General features: G+C 73.6%; 14 protein-coding genes and 1 tRNA gene. 8 read left to right on the forward strand and 7 right to left on the reverse strand.

Annotation, left to right across the window (positions count from 1 at the left end):
* Positions 1–37: 37 nt before the first annotated feature.
* Positions 38–1,006, forward strand: coding sequence for an AraC family transcriptional regulator (locus SOM13_RS07305; RefSeq protein WP_320479261.1), 969 nt, complete (start codon positions 38–40; stop codon positions 1,004–1,006).
* A gap of 419 nt (positions 1,007–1,425) precedes the next feature.
* Here the strand turns inward: SOM13_RS07305 and dcd are convergent, their stop codons facing one another.
* Complete coding sequence (gene dcd, locus SOM13_RS07310) at positions 1,426–2,007, reverse strand: dCTP deaminase (RefSeq protein WP_192061693.1); 582 nt, start codon at positions 2,005–2,007, stop codon at positions 1,426–1,428.
* 62 nt (positions 2,008–2,069) lie between these two features.
* Here dcd and SOM13_RS07315 point away from each other — a divergent pair, with 62 nt between their 5' ends.
* Positions 2,070–3,050 carry an NAD(P)H-quinone oxidoreductase gene (locus tag SOM13_RS07315; protein WP_320479262.1) on the forward strand — a complete coding sequence of 327 codons (981 nt, stop codon included), beginning with the start codon at positions 2,070–2,072 and terminating at the stop codon, positions 3,048–3,050.
* A 47-nt stretch (positions 3,051–3,097) separates the two neighbouring features.
* Here the strand turns inward: SOM13_RS07315 and SOM13_RS07320 are convergent, their stop codons facing one another.
* Positions 3,098–3,577, reverse strand: coding sequence for an Asp23/Gls24 family envelope stress response protein (locus tag SOM13_RS07320; RefSeq protein WP_320479263.1), 480 nt, complete (start codon positions 3,575–3,577; stop codon positions 3,098–3,100).
* Positions 3,578–3,757: 180 nt separating this feature from the next.
* Between SOM13_RS07320 and SOM13_RS07325 the strand changes: the two genes are divergently transcribed.
* The 5 genes from SOM13_RS07325 (at position 3,758) to SOM13_RS07345 (ending at position 6,277) form a co-directional block, all read left to right on the forward strand.
* Positions 3,758–4,315, forward strand: a complete 558-nt coding sequence (locus SOM13_RS07325) for an RNA polymerase sigma factor (protein ID WP_243216533.1) — start codon at positions 3,758–3,760, stop codon at positions 4,313–4,315.
* The gene (locus SOM13_RS07330) at positions 4,312–5,103 is read left to right on the forward strand and encodes an Asp23/Gls24 family envelope stress response protein (protein WP_320479264.1); all 792 of its coding nucleotides are present in this window, start codon (positions 4,312–4,314) and stop codon (positions 5,101–5,103) included. The genes SOM13_RS07325 and SOM13_RS07330 overlap by 4 nt, the downstream gene beginning before the upstream one ends.
* Positions 5,103–5,564, forward strand: coding sequence for a hypothetical protein (locus SOM13_RS07335; protein ID WP_320479265.1), 462 nt, complete (start codon positions 5,103–5,105; stop codon positions 5,562–5,564). Before SOM13_RS07330 ends, SOM13_RS07335 begins: the two co-directional genes overlap by 1 nt.
* Before the next feature lie 70 nt (positions 5,565–5,634).
* A tRNA-Gly gene (locus tag SOM13_RS07340) sits at positions 5,635–5,705 on the forward strand.
* A 98-nt stretch (positions 5,706–5,803) separates the two neighbouring features.
* A complete protein-coding gene (locus SOM13_RS07345; RefSeq protein WP_320479266.1) occupies positions 5,804–6,277 on the forward strand; it encodes a hypothetical protein in 474 nt (157 codons plus the stop codon).
* A 265-nt stretch (positions 6,278–6,542) separates the two neighbouring features.
* Here the strand turns inward: SOM13_RS07345 and SOM13_RS07350 are convergent, their stop codons facing one another.
* The gene (locus SOM13_RS07350) at positions 6,543–7,700 is read right to left on the reverse strand and encodes a hypothetical protein (RefSeq protein ID WP_320479267.1); all 1,158 of its coding nucleotides are present in this window, start codon (positions 7,698–7,700) and stop codon (positions 6,543–6,545) included.
* A 196-nt stretch (positions 7,701–7,896) separates the two neighbouring features.
* On the opposite strand from SOM13_RS07350, the gene SOM13_RS07355 reads away from it, so the two are divergent.
* Entirely contained in the window at positions 7,897–8,136 is a 240-nt protein-coding gene (locus tag SOM13_RS07355; RefSeq protein WP_192061701.1) for a zinc-ribbon domain-containing protein, read from the forward strand.
* 298 nt (positions 8,137–8,434) lie between these two features.
* Here the strand turns inward: SOM13_RS07355 and SOM13_RS07360 are convergent, their stop codons facing one another.
* From SOM13_RS07360 to SOM13_RS07375, 4 genes are read right to left on the reverse strand one after another with little or no spacing between them, the layout of a single operon-like run.
* Entirely contained in the window at positions 8,435–10,156 is a 1,722-nt protein-coding gene (locus SOM13_RS07360; RefSeq protein WP_320479268.1) for an acid phosphatase, read from the reverse strand.
* 18 nt (positions 10,157–10,174) lie between these two features.
* On the reverse strand, positions 10,175–12,289 hold the full coding sequence (locus SOM13_RS07365; RefSeq protein WP_320479269.1) for an iron ABC transporter permease: 2,115 nt from the start codon (positions 12,287–12,289) through the stop codon (positions 10,175–10,177).
* Between the two features lie 48 nt (positions 12,290–12,337).
* On the reverse strand, positions 12,338–13,327 hold the full coding sequence (locus tag SOM13_RS07370; RefSeq protein ID WP_320479270.1) for an iron-siderophore ABC transporter substrate-binding protein: 990 nt from the start codon (positions 13,325–13,327) through the stop codon (positions 12,338–12,340).
* On the reverse strand, positions 13,324–14,232 hold the full coding sequence (locus SOM13_RS07375) for an ABC transporter ATP-binding protein (RefSeq protein ID WP_414655515.1): 909 nt from the start codon (positions 14,230–14,232) through the stop codon (positions 13,324–13,326). Before SOM13_RS07375 ends, SOM13_RS07370 begins: the two co-directional genes overlap by 4 nt.
* Positions 14,233–14,740 lie beyond the last annotated feature (508 nt).

Raw genomic sequence — 14,740 nt, forward strand, 5'->3', positions numbered from 1 at the left:
GTTCGCCGCGGCCACCACCCGACCCGGGCCGACACCGATGTCACCGAATCCCTTCGCGGACCCGCGCGTCCGCAGCATCGAGACGACCGACCGCGCCGTCGCGCACGAGATCCTGCACCGCGTCTACCGTCTGCAGTCGCTCGACGCCGCCGTCTCCGACGACTTCCGGTTCCGCCGATCGGTCACCGGCGAATCCCGCTTCGCCGTCGGCCACCTCGAGTACGGCGGAGTCGTGCGGACCCTCAGCGACCCCCTCCCGTACTTCAGCATCGCGACCGTCGTCGCGGGTCGGGTGACCGTCTCGGACGGAGTCGAGGAGGTGCGGGGCACGACGGGCCAGACCGTCGCCTTCTCGAGCAGTCGCGTCAAGGACACCCGCTGGGAGCACCTCGAGCTGTCGCAGATCATGCTCGATCGCGAGGCGGTCGAGAAGGAGCTCGCCGTGCTCGGTCTCACCGCCCCGCGCGGACTGCACCTCACCTCGATGAACCCCGTCTCGCCCGCGCACCAGAAGCACTGGCGGTCGGTGTCGGGGCATCTGCGGCAGCTGGTCGGCAACGACGCGGCGATGGCGAGTCAGCTCGTGCGGTCGGCCGCGTTCCACACCGTGGTCGCGGCCTTCGTCGAGGGGTTCTCGACCACCGCCGTCGGGCTCGACGAGCGGAGCGAAGGGCCCCTGCTGCCCTCGACCGTGCGCCGCGCGATGACGTTCATGGCCGAGCACGCGCACGACGACATCGGCGTCGCCGAGATCGCCGAGGCCGCCCGGCTGACCCCGCGCGGGCTGCAGCTCGCGTTCCGCAAGCACCTCGACTCGACTCCCATGGCCGAGCTGCGGAAGGCTCGACTGCGCGGCGCCCACGACGAGCTGCTGGCGAGCGACCCCACCCTCGGGCACACCGTCGCGAGCATCGCGGCGAACTGGGGCTTCGCCCACGCGGGCCGCTTCTCGGCGATCCACCTCGAGGCGTACGGCCGCTCGCCGCGCGAGACCCTCGAGTCCTGACGCACGACGAGTCGCCGCCACGGCTGCGGCCGCCGCCGCCGCCACGGCCGCGGCCGCCGGGCTCAGGAGGCGCGGGTCGACAGGGGTGCGAGGTGCGAGCGTGCAAGGGATTGACCTTCGCGCGGCGTCCTGATACTTCGTTCTTCGTCCAGGACGCTCACAAAAGTGAGTATTCGTTACAAGATGTTGATGCCTCGCGATGACCGGTTCAGGATCGCGAGTCACGGGGTGCGGGTCGAGATGTCGGGTTTCTCCCCGCACCCCCTTCTCATGCCCTGTGGCGGGCCCAGGGGTCTCGCTACCGAAGTCGATGAGTCACGACGCGCCGCGCCTCCTCGGGGTGCCGCGGCGTGTCGTGACTCATCGACCGAACTGGCGCGGCCGTGGCCCGGGCCCGGCCGCCGCGCGGCGCCGCGGGGCTAGCGGCTGACGTCGGTGTGCACGAACGACTGCGCCGACCGGCTCGCCGTCGGCCCGCGCTGACCCTGGTACCGCGAGCCGTACTCGCTCGAGCCGTAGGGGTGGTCGGCCGGCGAGCTGAGCCGGAAGAAGCACAGCTGCCCGATCTTCATGCCGGGCCAGAGCTTGATCGGCAGCGTCGCGACGTTCGACAGCTCGAGCGTCACGTGACCGCTGAACCCGGGGTCGATGAACCCGGCCGTCGAGTGCGTCAGCAGCCCGAGACGCCCCAGCGAGCTCTTGCCCTCGAGTCGGGCGGCGACGTCGTCGGGCAGGCTGACCAGCTCGTAGGTGCTGCCGAGCACGAACTCGCCCGGGTGCAGGATGAACGGCTCGTCGGCCTTCGTCTCGACCAGCCGGGTCAGCTCGGGCTGCTCGACGGCGGGGTCGATGAACGGGTACTTGTGGTTGTCGAACAGGCGGAACAGCCGGTCGAGCCGCACATCGATGCTCGACGGCTGGATCAGCGCCGGGTCGTAGGGGTCGAGGCCGATGCGGCCCGCGTCGAGTTCGAGCTTGATGTCGTGGTCGGAGAGCAGCACGCGGCCAGCCTAGTCAGGACCGCGGGGAGGCCCCGTCAGCCCCGTTGGAGGAGGATGGGCGCATGCGTGCTGTCACAGTCCCCGTGCCCGGAGGGCCCCGTGCCCTGATCGTCAGCGAGGTGCCCGAGCCCGTCGCCGGAGCGCACGAGGTCGTCATCGACGTCGCGGCCGCCGGCGTCAACCGCGCCGACGTGAACCAGCGCGAGGGGCACTACCCGTCTCCGGCCGGAGCGCCCGAGTGGCCGGGGCTCGAGGTGAGCGGCACGGTGGTGGCCGTCGGCAGCGAGGTGACCAGCGCCTCCTTGGGCGACCACGTCGTCGCCCTGCTGCCCGGCGGGGGCTACGCCGACCGCGTGTCGGTCGACGCGGGGCTCCTGCTGCCGTACCTGAAGGGCATGGACTTCGTCGAGTCGGCCGGTCTGCCCGAGGCGGTCGCGACCGTCTGGTCGAACGTGTTCATGAACGCGCAGCTGCAGCCGGGCGAGACCCTGCTCGTGCACGGCGGATCCAGCGGGGTCGGGTCGATCGCGATCCAGCTCGCCAAGGCCCTCGGCTCGACCGTGTACGCCACCGCCGGCACCCCGGCCAAGGTCGAGTTCTGCGAGCAGCTCGGCGCCGACCGCGGCATCGACTACAAGAGCGACGACTTCGTCGAGGTCGTGCACGAGCTCACCGGCGGCCGGGGCGTCGACGTGATCCTCGACCTCGTCAGCGGCGACTACCTCGCCCGCGACGTCGACGCGCTCGCCGTCGGGGGTCGCATCATGGTGATCGCCGCTCAGGGCGGCCGCGACGCCACCATCGACGTCGGCCGCCTGATGGCCAAGCGCGCCCGCATCTGGGGCACCACCCTGCGCGCCCGCCCCCTCGAGGAGCGCCGCGAGATCATGGCGCAGGTGCGCGAGCACGTCTGGCCGCTCGTCGAGCGGGGCGACGTGCGCCCGGTGCTCGACAGCGTGTTCCCGCTCGAGTTCGCGGCGGCCGCGCACGAGCGCATGGAGTCGGGCGGACACAGCGGCAAGATCTTGCTCGCCGTGCGCTGAGGCCGCTGGCCGCCCGGGCCGCCCGGCCGCCCGGCTGCCGCCGCCCGCTAGACGACGCGGGTCGCGACGGGTGCGGACCCCTCGTCGTCGACCCCGGCGATGTGCACGTCCACGACGGCGACGTTCACCTCGGCGACCTGCATGCCCACGAGCTGCTCGATCGCGTCGGCGACGCTGGCGCGCACGTCGTCGGCGATCCGGCTCATCGGCAGCGGGTACTCGACGACGATCGACACGTCGGCCGCGACCTGGGTCTCGCCGACCTCGACGCGGACGCCCTGGGCGAGGTCCTGGCTGCCGACCACGTCGCGGATCGCGCCGAACGCGCGTGCGGCGCCGCCGCCGAGCGCGTGGACGCCGGGCACCGCGCGGGCGGCGATGCCGGCCACCTTCGAGATGACGGTGTCGGCGATGACGGTGCGCCCGGTCGCGCGCGCCGTGCCGGTCGCCGCGGCGGTGCCCGCGACGGGGGTGCTCGCGGCGCCGGTCGCAGAGGGGGTGACGGTGGGGGGAGTCGTGTCGGTCATGATCGGATCCTGTCTGTCGGATGTGCGGTGGAGTCGTTCGTGGTTTAGTCGTCTACGAGACGCATGCCGCGACCGAATCGTCACGGTGTCCGTCGGCACTCTGTTCCGCTCCGTTCTACCGGAGCACCGGAGGTCGGGTCACAGCGATGCGCCCCGATCGGATCCAGCCGAGGAGGCGCGGTGGCGGTCGACCTGTCCGAAGCGTCCGACGCGGTGCTCGCGTCGCGTGCCGCGGAGGGAGATGAGAGGGCCTTCGAGCAGCTGCTCCGCCGGCACCTCGGTCTGATGACCGCCTACGCGACCCGTCTCACGAGCTCGCGCGCCGATGCGAACGACGCCGTGCAGGAGGCCTCGATCGCGATCTGGCGCGAGCTGCCGACCCTCAGCGAGCCGGCCGCCGTGCGCGGCTGGATGATGCGGATCGTGTCGCGCAAGTCGTTCGACCTGGTGCGCTCGCGGCGTCCGGCGAGCGACGTCGACGAGCTGGAGCTGCCGAGCGAGCCCGGCGGCCGCGACGACCCCGAGCGCGCGGTCGTCACCGGCGACGCCATGTCGGGTCTCCGTTCGGCGCTGCGACGACTGCCCGAGAGCCAACGCCAGGTCTGGACGCTCCGCGAGGTCGGAGGCGAGTCATACGCCGACATCGCCGAGACCACCGGCACGACCGTGACCGCCGTCCGAGGCCTCCTGGCCCGGGCCCGAGAGACACTGACCCGAGAGATGGAGGCCTGGCGATGAGCGACGACCCGACCCGCTCCTCCGGGTACGACGGCGACGAGAGCGGGCCGACCCGCGCCTCCTCGGGGGCCGCCGACGCGACCCCGTCGCCCACCGGCGCCGAGACGACCGCCGACGCGATCGCGCACGGGCTCGACCCCGAGCACGCGACCGCGGCCGGCGACGCGGTGACCGCAGCCGACGCCGAGGCCGAGCTCGACGCGGCCGTCGACGCCGCCCCCGACGACGGCGTGAGCATCGAGCGGATCGCCGACTACCTCGACGAGGGCCGGCAGCCCTACGACCCCCTCATCGAGGACGACCCGTCGGCGCTCGCCCAGCTCAACGCGCTGCAGCGGCTGCGCGGCATCTCGGCCCAGCTGCTGACCGACGAGGTCGCCGCGACCCCCGCCCCGGCGCCGTCGTGGATCGCCGACGTCATGAGCCGCGTGCGACTCGAGTCGCGCTCGGGCCGCGAGATCCCGCTCACGTCGACCCACGAGCGGACGACGCTGCACATCACCGAGGGGGCCGTCCGCGGGCTGATCCGCGAGGCGGGCGACTCGGTCGACGGGGCGCTCGTCGTCTCGTGCGCCATCGTGGGCGACGTCGCGCAGCCCGACGCGATCGTGACGGTCGACGTCGCCATCAGCGCCCTCTACGGCGTGGCCGTGCAGCCGCTCGCCGACGAGGTCCGCGACGCCGTCGCCCGACACCTCTTGCAGCAGACCGAGCTCGTGGTCGAGAGTGTCGACGTGACGGTGCGCGACGTGCACCAGCTCGACGACGAAGCCGACGGAGGCCTGTGATGGACGACAGCCGACTCTCACAGCTCGCGACCGAGCTCGGGGCGCTCGCCGCGGGCACACCGGGCGTCGTGCGCGTCCAGGCCCGCCCGGGGTTCGGCACGGTCGTGCGGCGCGCGGTCGACGGACTGACCAGCGTGGTCGGCGGAGGCACGGGGCTCGGCGGTGGGGCGGATGCCGGTGCCGCGGGTGCGGCGGGTGGCGCTGGAGCCGCTGGTGCGGCAGATGCCGTGGACGGCTCGGGTGCCGTGGCGACGGTGACGGGGCCCTCGGCTCCGATCGTGGGGATCGTCGTCACGAAGGCCGAGACCCGGATCACACTCGACATCGCCGTGAGCGACGAGGCCGCCGGGCCGCGGGTCGCGCGCGATGTCGCCGAGCGCCTCCTCGGGCGTCTCGCCGTCGAGTCCGAACTCGTCGAGCCCTCGCTCGACCTCCGCATCGTCGGCGTCGGCGGCCTCTGACCGCAGGGGTCGTGAGCGGCCGAGGAGGCGCGGGTCGCTATAGTGGACTGGTCCGCGTCCGACGCGGTGCGCGAGTGTAGTTCAATGGTAGAACTCCAGCTTCCCAAGCTGGTAGCGCGGGTTCGATTCCCGTCACTCGCTCCGATTCCTGTAGCGCGCCTCCTCGGTGGGGTCGCAGCACTGTCGCCGGTGACCGGTGCATCGTGTCGCCGAGGAGTCCCGGGGGAGGGGCGGATCAGGTGCCGAGTCGCAGCAGGGCCCTGGCGGTGCTCATGATCGCGTCGACCTCGATGGTGCTGAGCGCCTGCGCCGGTGCCCCGTTCGTCGGCGACCGGAGCGCCGAGGCCTTCGCGGAGCGACTCCCCGGCACGTGGATCGAGAGCTCAGGCGACGGGCCTGCGGTGCTCGTCCTGTCGGAGGACGGCACGTTCGAGGCGCACGACCTCCCGGCCGCCCTCGCGTGCGGCGGATCGGCCGGTGACCCCGAGCTCGAGGCCTGCCGCGCGGACCCGCGGCCGAGCTCGATCTCGACCGACGGCACCTGGTCGGTGCTCGACGAGGAGCAGGGCATGCTCGAACTCGACGTCGACGGACGACTCCTCGCCGTCGGGTACCGCGACTTCGACGGCTTCTTCGCGGAGTCGTTCTCTCTCGGGTTCTACACGGGCGCCCTCGACGTGCGAGAACCGGACCACGTCTTCTCGCGCCGCTGAGGCCCGCGGGGCCGCTGCGCCGCTGCGCGGCGCCCCCCGATCGAGGTGACCCGAAAGGGCCCGCCGCGCACCGCCAAGCCCCCCGACGCGTCACTTCGATGGGCCCCGGGCCGTGCCGCGCCAGCCCCGTCTCGATCGAAGTGACCCAAAGGGGCTGTCGCGGGCCGGGAGGGCCACCTTCGCGTCACTTCGATAGGCGTCGGGTCGCGTACCGCGGCCCGCGGCGCCCGCGGCGCGCGCGGTGCGCGCGGTGCGCGCGCCGGCGCTACGCGGCTGCGCGGGCGACGTAGTCGGCGGCGAGCGCCTCGCTGGCCGCCTCGACGTCGGGCACCGCGACCGGGTGCACGGTCAGCCGCACCCAGTCGTCGCCGAGCACCAGGTCGGTGATGCACGTCTCGGCGCAGGTGCGGTAGGCGCGGTCTCCCGAGGCGAGCCCCGGCACCTCGACCGCCGACGACGCGTCGACGTGCCCGAACTCGAGCCGCTGATCGAGCGCCCACGCACCTCCTACCAGCAGGCTCTCGTCGGCCACCGAGTCGACCGCGGCGTCGGCACCGCCGTCGGCGACCGACACGAAGCAGTTCGAGGCCGCCGCACGCTGCCAGGCCGCCGCGTAGATCGAGTACCCGCCGCCGGGCAGCACGAGCTGCACCTCGTCGTCGATGCCGAGCGCCGCTCCGTCGACCGGGGCGTCGGCGTTGCAGGTGAAGCCGGGCAGCGCCCCGCCGAGCGGCCAGGGGTCGTCCGAGACGTCGGCCCCGGTGACCGCGTCGGTGACCGAGCGCACGGCCGGCGCGAAGACCTTCTCGTTCGAGCCGCCCTCGGGCACGACGAGCCCGGTCGCGAGCATGCTGACCCAGGTGTCGCCGATCAGCATGTCGTGCGTGCAGCCCGCGGTCCCCTGGTTCTCGACGCTCATGTTGTCGTAGCAGTCGGGTTCGGTCTTCTCGCCGTAGGTGGCGACCAGCTGCGCGTACTGCTCGGCGGCGTGCGGCAGCACCTGCACGAGCAGCCCCGTGTAGTCGCTGCCCGGCACGGGGTTGTTCTTGCCGTCGGAGGCGGCCCCGTCGTTCCACGTGCAGATCAGGCCGCCCTCCTGCGCGATCGCGTAGTCGGCGGGCACGGCGTCGGCGCGGGCGTAGTAGTCGCGCGGAGTCCACTCGGGCTGCAGCGCGCTCGCGGTGGCCGAGTCGAGCAGGGCGGCGCAGTCGAGGTCGATCTCGGTGACCGGCGAGGCGGCCGAGTCGTCGGGTGCAGGCGTCGACGACGGTGTGGCGCCGGCGGAGGGGGTCGAGTCGCCACCGCCTGTCGGGCCGGGGGTCGCGGAGTCGTCACCCGCGCCTCCTGCGGTGCACCCGGTCAGCAGCAGCACGGCCGCGATTCCGCCGATGACGCCCTGTCGAAGTCGTGTCGTCTTCCCCATGCCCCGACGCTACCGAGCCGAGGAGGCGCGGGTCGTCACGATCGTGCAACACCCGTCGTGCACTCGGCCGGCCTCGCCTCGCGGCCGATGTGCATCGAGGTGACCCGTCGGGGGCTCCCCGCCCCGCCGAGGGCCCCGGATGCGTCACCTCGATGCCGCTCGACGTCCGCGGAGGCCGCTGGACTACGGTCGAGCGATGTTCCTCCTCTTCGGCACGACCCTCCGCCGTTCGCTGCTCGTGACCGTCGTGTTCATCTGCGGCTACTGCGACAAGAACGTGCCGCAGCGCGTCGAGAAGCTCTCGACGAAGTTCACGCTGTTCTTCATCCCGCTGTTCACGGTGTCGTCGCGGTACTCGAACCAGTGCACGAACTGCGGAGGAGTCACCGACCTGACCCGCGAGCAGGCCGAGCACGCGGTGGCGCGCCAGGGCTGAGTCGCCGCCGAGCCGGCGCGCCCTAGCGCGAGCCCGCCCCGCCCGAGCACGAGCGCGAGCCCGCCCCGCCCTGCCCCGCCCGAGGGTGGGCGGAAGAAGCCCTTGCGCGGGCGGTGAGGGGCGTTTTCTGCCCAGCCTGGCGGTGGGGTGCCCGAGGGTGGGCGGAAGATGCCCTCGCGCGGGCGGCGGGGGGCGTTTTCTGCCCGGCCTGGCGGCGGTGGGGTGCTCGAGTGTGGGCGAAAGACGCCCTCGCGCGCCGTGGCGGAGGGCGTCTTCCGACCACCGTGGCCGGGGGCCGCTAGCGGAGGCGGCGGAGGCGTCGGCGTCGGACGACGATGAGCCCCGCTCCGGCGGCCACCAGCGCGAGCGCCGCGGCGACGATGCCCGCGATCGACTCCGAGCCCGTGTAGGCGAGCGACCCGTCGTCGGCCAGAGCGAGGTCGTCACCGGCGGACGTGCCGGGTCCGGGCTGCTGCGCCGCGCCTCCGGCGTCCTGCTCGTCGTCGGCGGGCACCGCGGCCGGGTCGGTCGGATCCGCGGGCGCGGGCGCGGCAGGGTCGGTCGGCGCCGGGTCGACGGGAGCAGGGTCGACCGGAGCCGGGTCGACCGGAGCCGGGTCGACCGGAGCCGGGTCCACGGGTGCGGGATCGGTCGGCGCCGGGTCGACCGGCGGCGCGGCCGGGTCGACGAGCGAGACCGTGCCGTCGGCCGCGACCGTCACCGACGCCGACATGGCCGCCGCGAGGTCGAGCCGCTGCCAGCTGCCCTCGGCGCCCTCGTCGAGCGGACGACCCGAGTCGACGGCGGTCAGCGCGAGCACCTGGCGACGCTGCTCGGCGGTGAGGTCGGGGTGGCTCGTGATGAGCAGCGACTCGGCGTCGTCGGGCACGGTGATCGGCTCACCGGCGGCGCCGACCAGGGGGAAGTCGTAGCCGAGGCGGTCTCGGTAGACGGCCAGCGCCTCCTCGTCGCTCAGGTACGGGGTGTCGACGGCGATGCACTCGGCGAGGGGCGCGCCGCAGCCCGCCTCGAGCACCTGGTGCAGCTCGGTGCTCGCCTGCTCGAACAGGGTGCGGAACTCGGGGTCGGACCACCGGCGCTCGACGATGTGCTGACCCATCATGCGACCGCTCATCACGTCGAGCGGGTAGTGCGCGGCCATCACGATGCGGTTGTTCCCCGCCTCGGAGGTGCGGGCCAGGATCTGCGGCGCGAGCTCGGGCAGCATCGTGGCGAGCGAGGTGCCCTGCCAGTACGCCTGCGAGGTGTGCCCGCTCGGGTAGGCGCCCGACGTGGAGGCCCACGCGTCGCCGCCCGGCTTGTCGCGGTAGGTCAGCAGCTCGGGGAACCGGATGTAGGGGCGGTCCCAGTCGAAGTGCTCCTTCGCGGGGTTCGACGACGAGTAGTAGCCGACCAGCCCGCCGCTCTTCGCCAGAAGCGCCTCGGTCTTGGGCAGCTCGCCCGCCAGACGCGCGTCGCGGTAGATCGCACCCAGGTTCTCGCCGAGTCCGTCGGCCATGGACACGGACATGTCGTCGTACTGGTCGACGATGGCGCGGTCGACCTGCTCGGCGGTCGCATTCTGGTTGATCGTCACGGTCATCGCGTCGTTCAGGGCGATGATGTCGGGGCGGTCGGCCCGCAGCTGCGTGAACCGGTCGATGATCGGCACGTAGTCGTACGTGGCGTTCGAGGGGTACGGGTAGCTCAGCTCGGCCGGGTCGAAGGGCGTGGCCGCCGATGCGGAGAGCGCGCCGAAGCCGGAGAGGACGATGCCGAGGCCGGTTCCGGCGGCGAGGAGGGACGTGATGCGTCGGCGGGGAGCGAGGCCTGGTCGCGGGGTTCGTCGGGGGGTCGCGGTGGTGATGATCGTGCCTCTCGTCCGGTGCGGGGTGGGCCCGAGCGGGCCTCCGGCACCGTAATGAGAGCGCGTGACCGGCAGTGAGACGACAGGTGTCGCGGAGGTGGCCGGGCGTGCGAGGCGGTGGCGGGCTTGCGAAGCGGTGCCGCGCAGGCGCACCCGCCCGCGCCCCGGGCCCTAGCGGCGACCGCGCCAGAGCAGCCAGACGAAGTACGGCGTCCCGATCACGGCGGTCAGCAGCCCTGCGCCGAGCTGCGCGGGGGCGATCGCGGTGCGTCCGAGCACGTCGGCCAGGCCCACGAGCACGGCTCCGAGCAGCACGGCGACGGGCACGACCCTGGCGTGCCTCCTGCCGACCAGCGCCCGGGCCGCATGCGGTGCGACGAGCCCCACGAACCCGACCACGCCGACCGCCGCCACGGCCGTCGCCGTCAGGACCACGGCCAGGGCCAGGAAGACCAGGCGCGAGCGCGAGAGCGAGACCCCGAGGAGGCGCGGCGTGTCGTCGTCCACCCCCACGAGGTCGAGTCGGCGACGCTGTGCGACCACCACGACGACCGCCAGCACCAGTGCCAGCGCGACCGGCGCCGAGTCGGCGAGCGAGCGGCCGTAGGTCGAGCCCGACAGCCAGGTGAGGGCCTTCGCCCCGTTGAACGGGTCGGTGAGCACGATGAGCAGGCTGATCGCGGCGGTCGTCGCGGTCGCGACACCGATGCCGATCAGCACGAGGCGGTTCTGGGCGAAGCCGCTGCGCGCGGCGAGACCGAAGACGATCAGCGAGGCGAGCACCGCGCCGACGAAGGCCGCCCCGGCGATGCCCCAGCCCGACGCCGCGGGCACGGTGGTGACGAACAGCACGGCGCCGAGCCCCGCGCCGCCGGTCACGCCGACGATGCCCGGCTCGGCCAGCGGGTTGCGGGTGGCGCCCTGCACGAGGGTGCCGGCGAGCGCGAGCGCGGCGCCCGCCGTGACGGCCGCGACGACGCGCGGCACCCGCGTGTCGAGCACGTAGCTGACGACCGGCCCCGAGCGGCCCGCGATCCAGTTGACGACGTCGCCGAGAAGCAGCTTCGCGTCGCCGAGCAGCACCGACGCGACGACGACGCCGACCAGCACCGCCGCGACGACGACGAGGGTCGCGACGTAGCGGGTGCGCGACACGATCGGGTGCCGCTCGACCGGAGTCGCCCCGCCGTGGTCGCGGGCCCTGAAGGCGAGCACGACCAGGAAGACGGCTCCGAGCAGCGAGGTGACGACCCCGGTCGGCACCTGCACCGACGCCTCGGCCCCGACCAGCACGCGCAGCAGCACGTCGGCGCCGAGCACGAGCCCGGCGCCGGTCAGCCCGGCGAGCGGCATGAGCACGAGCGAGCGCCGCACGGCGGGCACCAGGCGCCGCATCAGCCGCACGAGGGCGGGTGCGCAGAGCCCGACGAACCCGATCGGCCCGGTCAGGGTCACGGCCGCCGCAGACAGCAGCACGGCGGCGAGCACCGTCACGACGCGGGTCGTGCGCACGTCGACCCCGACGCTGCGGGCCGCGTCGTCGCCGAGGGCCAGGGCGTCGATGCGGGTCGAGGCGAGCAGCAGCACGGCGAGCCCGACCACGATGATCGGGGTCAGCTGCACCACGCCGGCGAAGCCGTTCTGCGAGATGCTGCCCTGCCCCCACTGGTAGAGGCCGACGGTCTGCTGCGGGAACAGCAGCAGCAGCGAGCTCGTGACCGAGGCGAGCCCGAGCGCCAGCGCGCTGCCGGCGAGCACCAGCCGCACGGTGCCCGAGCCGAGTCCCGACAGGGCGAGCACGACCGCCGCGGCGATCAGCCCGCCGACGAACGCGACGCCCGACGAGGCCAGCAGCGGCAGCGTCAGACCGGTGACCGCGGCCACGGCGAGGGCCGCCGAGGCTCCGGCGTTAACCGCGAGGGTGTCGGGCGAGGCCAGCACGTTGCGGCTGATCTGCTGCAGCGCGGCGCCCGCGGCCCCGAGGGCGACTCCGACGACGAGACCGGCGACCATCCGAGGGAGGCGCGACGCCACCACCACGGACGCGTCGCCCGCCGTCGCCGTCCCGGTCAGGGCCTGCCACACCTGGCGGGGCCCGACGTCGGCGGTGCCCTGCGTGATGTCGACGAGGGCGAGGAGCACGACGACGGCGACCAGCGCTACCGTCACCCCGACCGATCGAGGGGTGAGCCGGCGGGGCGCGGTGACCCGCGCCTCCTCGGCTCGCTCGGGTCGCCCCTGCCGGGTCGGCGGGACGGGATCGGTGGGGATGACGGTCGCGGTCACGGTCGTGGCGTCGCTCGGTGCGTCAGGCGTCGGTCGGTCGGTCGGGCGTCAGTCGGTCAGCGCGGCGACGGCGGCGTCGATGTAGCCCGTCATCGCGGCCGGGCCGCCGAACATCCAGATGCCGTCGGGCAGGCGGTGCACGTCGCCCGACTCGACGAAGGGCAGCGACTTCCACACGGCGTTGTCGCCCAGCACGTCGGCGAAGGGGTCGTCGCCGTCGACCTCGTTCGTGATGTACAGGAACTGCGTGTCGTCGGGCAGCTGCGTGAGCCCCTCGACGTCGGTCGAGGCGAGACCGTAGGCGGGGTCGCCCTCGACCGTCCAGCCGTTGGCGAGACCGAGCTCTTCCGTGACGTCGCCGACGAGCGACCCGGCGGCGTACGGGCGGATCCCGACCTGGCCGGCGTCGACGTAGCCGTCGGCGAAGGCCACGTTCGTGCCCTCGAGCCCGGCGTCCGCGATGGCCTTCTTGCCCTCGGCCAGCGCGTCGGTGAAGGCGTCCTTGACCTCGGTCGCCTGGTCTTCGGTGCCGGTGGCCTTCGCGATCAGGTCCAGGTTGTCGGTCGAGTTCTCGATCTGGCGCGAGGCGTCGGCCGAGGTGATCTGCAGCACGGGCGCGATCTCACGCAGCTGCGTCACGGCGTCGGCGGGCAGATCGGTGGTCGCGACGATCAGATCGGGCGCGAGCGAGGCGACGGTGTCGAGGCTCGGCTCGCCGCGCGTGCCGATGTCGGTGGGGTCGTTCGTCAGCGGCACCGCGGAGCCCCAGGCCTCGTAGCCGGGCACGTCGGCCACGCCGACCGGGTCGACGCCGAGCGCGACGAGGTCCTCGACGACGTTCCACTCGGTGCCGACGACCTTCGTCGCCGGGCCGTCGAGCGTGATCTCGGTGCCGGTCGCGTCGGTCAGCGTGATCTGCTCGCCGCTCTCGGCCGTCGCACCGGCGTCGGTCGTCTCGGTGGTGCCGCACCCTGCGAGGGTGAGGGCTGCGGCGGCGGCGACGGCCGCGGCCGTCAGGAGTCGTCGTCTGGTGTTCACGGGTGGAGCCTCTCGGTTCTGGTGTGGTGTCGGCCGATCGCGCGGGTGCGCAGGTGGCCGGTGGTGGGGTCGGTGTCGACGTCGATGCGGATGCCCCAGACCTCGCTCAGGAGGTGCGGTGTCAGCACGGCCGCTGGCTCGCCCTCGGCGACGACGCGGCCCTCGCTGAGCACGACGATGCGATCGGCGAGAGCGGCCGCCTGGTCGAGGTCGTGCAGCACGACTCCGACGGCGATGCGCCGGTCGTCGGCGAGCTCGCGCACGAGGTCGAGCAGCTCGACCTGATAGCGGAGGTCGAGGTACGTGGTCGGCTCGTCGAGCAGCAGCACACCGGTGTCCTGTGCGAGGCAGCTGGCCAGCCAGACCCGCTGCAGCTGCCCGCCCGAGAGCTGGTCGACCCCGCGGTCGGCGAGGGCGGCGACACCCGTCAGGTCGAGGGCGCGGTCGACGGCGGACGAGCCGTCGGCATCGCCCCGACCCCAGCGGCCGCGGTGCGGGTAGCGGCCGAACTCGACGACGTCGCGCACGGTCAGACCGCTCGGGGTGGGGCGGCCCTGTGTGAGCATCGCGACGCGACGGGCGAAGTCGCGGGGCGAGAGCGCGAGGGCGTCGAGGGGCTGGTGGTCGGCGTCGCTGTGGTCGGCGGACCGGGTGGCGGTGGGCTGGTGGTCGGCGGGCCGGGTGTCGGCGCCGTCGGCGAGGGCCAGCGAGCCGATCCGCGACTGCTGGAGGCGCGCGAGGGTCCGCAGGAGCGTCGACTTCCCGCTGCCGTTCGGCCCGATCAGCGCGGTGACGCATCCGGGGCGGAGCTCAAGTCGGGCGTCGTGGACGACGTCGACGCCGTCGTAGGCGATCGAGACGCCGTCGGCCACGAGGGCGGCGCCGGTCGGCAGATGGGGGGTCACAAGCGATTAGGTTAGCCTAACCTCACTCGCCGGCGCGACCCCGGTCGTTCGACGTCGAGGCGCTCGCCGCTCCCGCCCGCCCCGAACGAGGTGCCCCGAACAGGCGCCTCGGGCCGCGGCACGGCCCCTTTCGCGTCACTTCGTGTGGCCGAGCTGCGGGCGCCGCGCGCGCCGCTCCGCCGGCTCTAAACGAGGTGCCGCAAACCGGCGCCTCAGTCCGCCAGACCGCCCCTTTCGCGTCACTTCGTGTGGCCGAGGTGCGAGCCGCTCCAACGGCTCCGAACGAAGTGCCTCAAACCGGGTCCTCGGGCCGCCGGACCGCCCCTTTTGCGTCACTTCGTGTGGCCGAGGTACGGGCCGCTCCGTCGGGCCCAAACGAGGTGACTCGAAGCGGGGGCTCGGGGCGCTGAATCGCCCGCTTCGCGTCACTTCGTTTGGGCGCGCGGCGCGGCGCCGGCGGCGCCAGACGCTGCGCGCTGCGCGCGGCGCGCGGCGCGGCAGCGCGGCG

It is taken from the genome of Frigoribacterium sp. CFBP9030 (assembly GCF_034045195.1).
Lineage (GTDB): Bacteria > Actinomycetota > Actinomycetes > Actinomycetales > Microbacteriaceae > Frigoribacterium.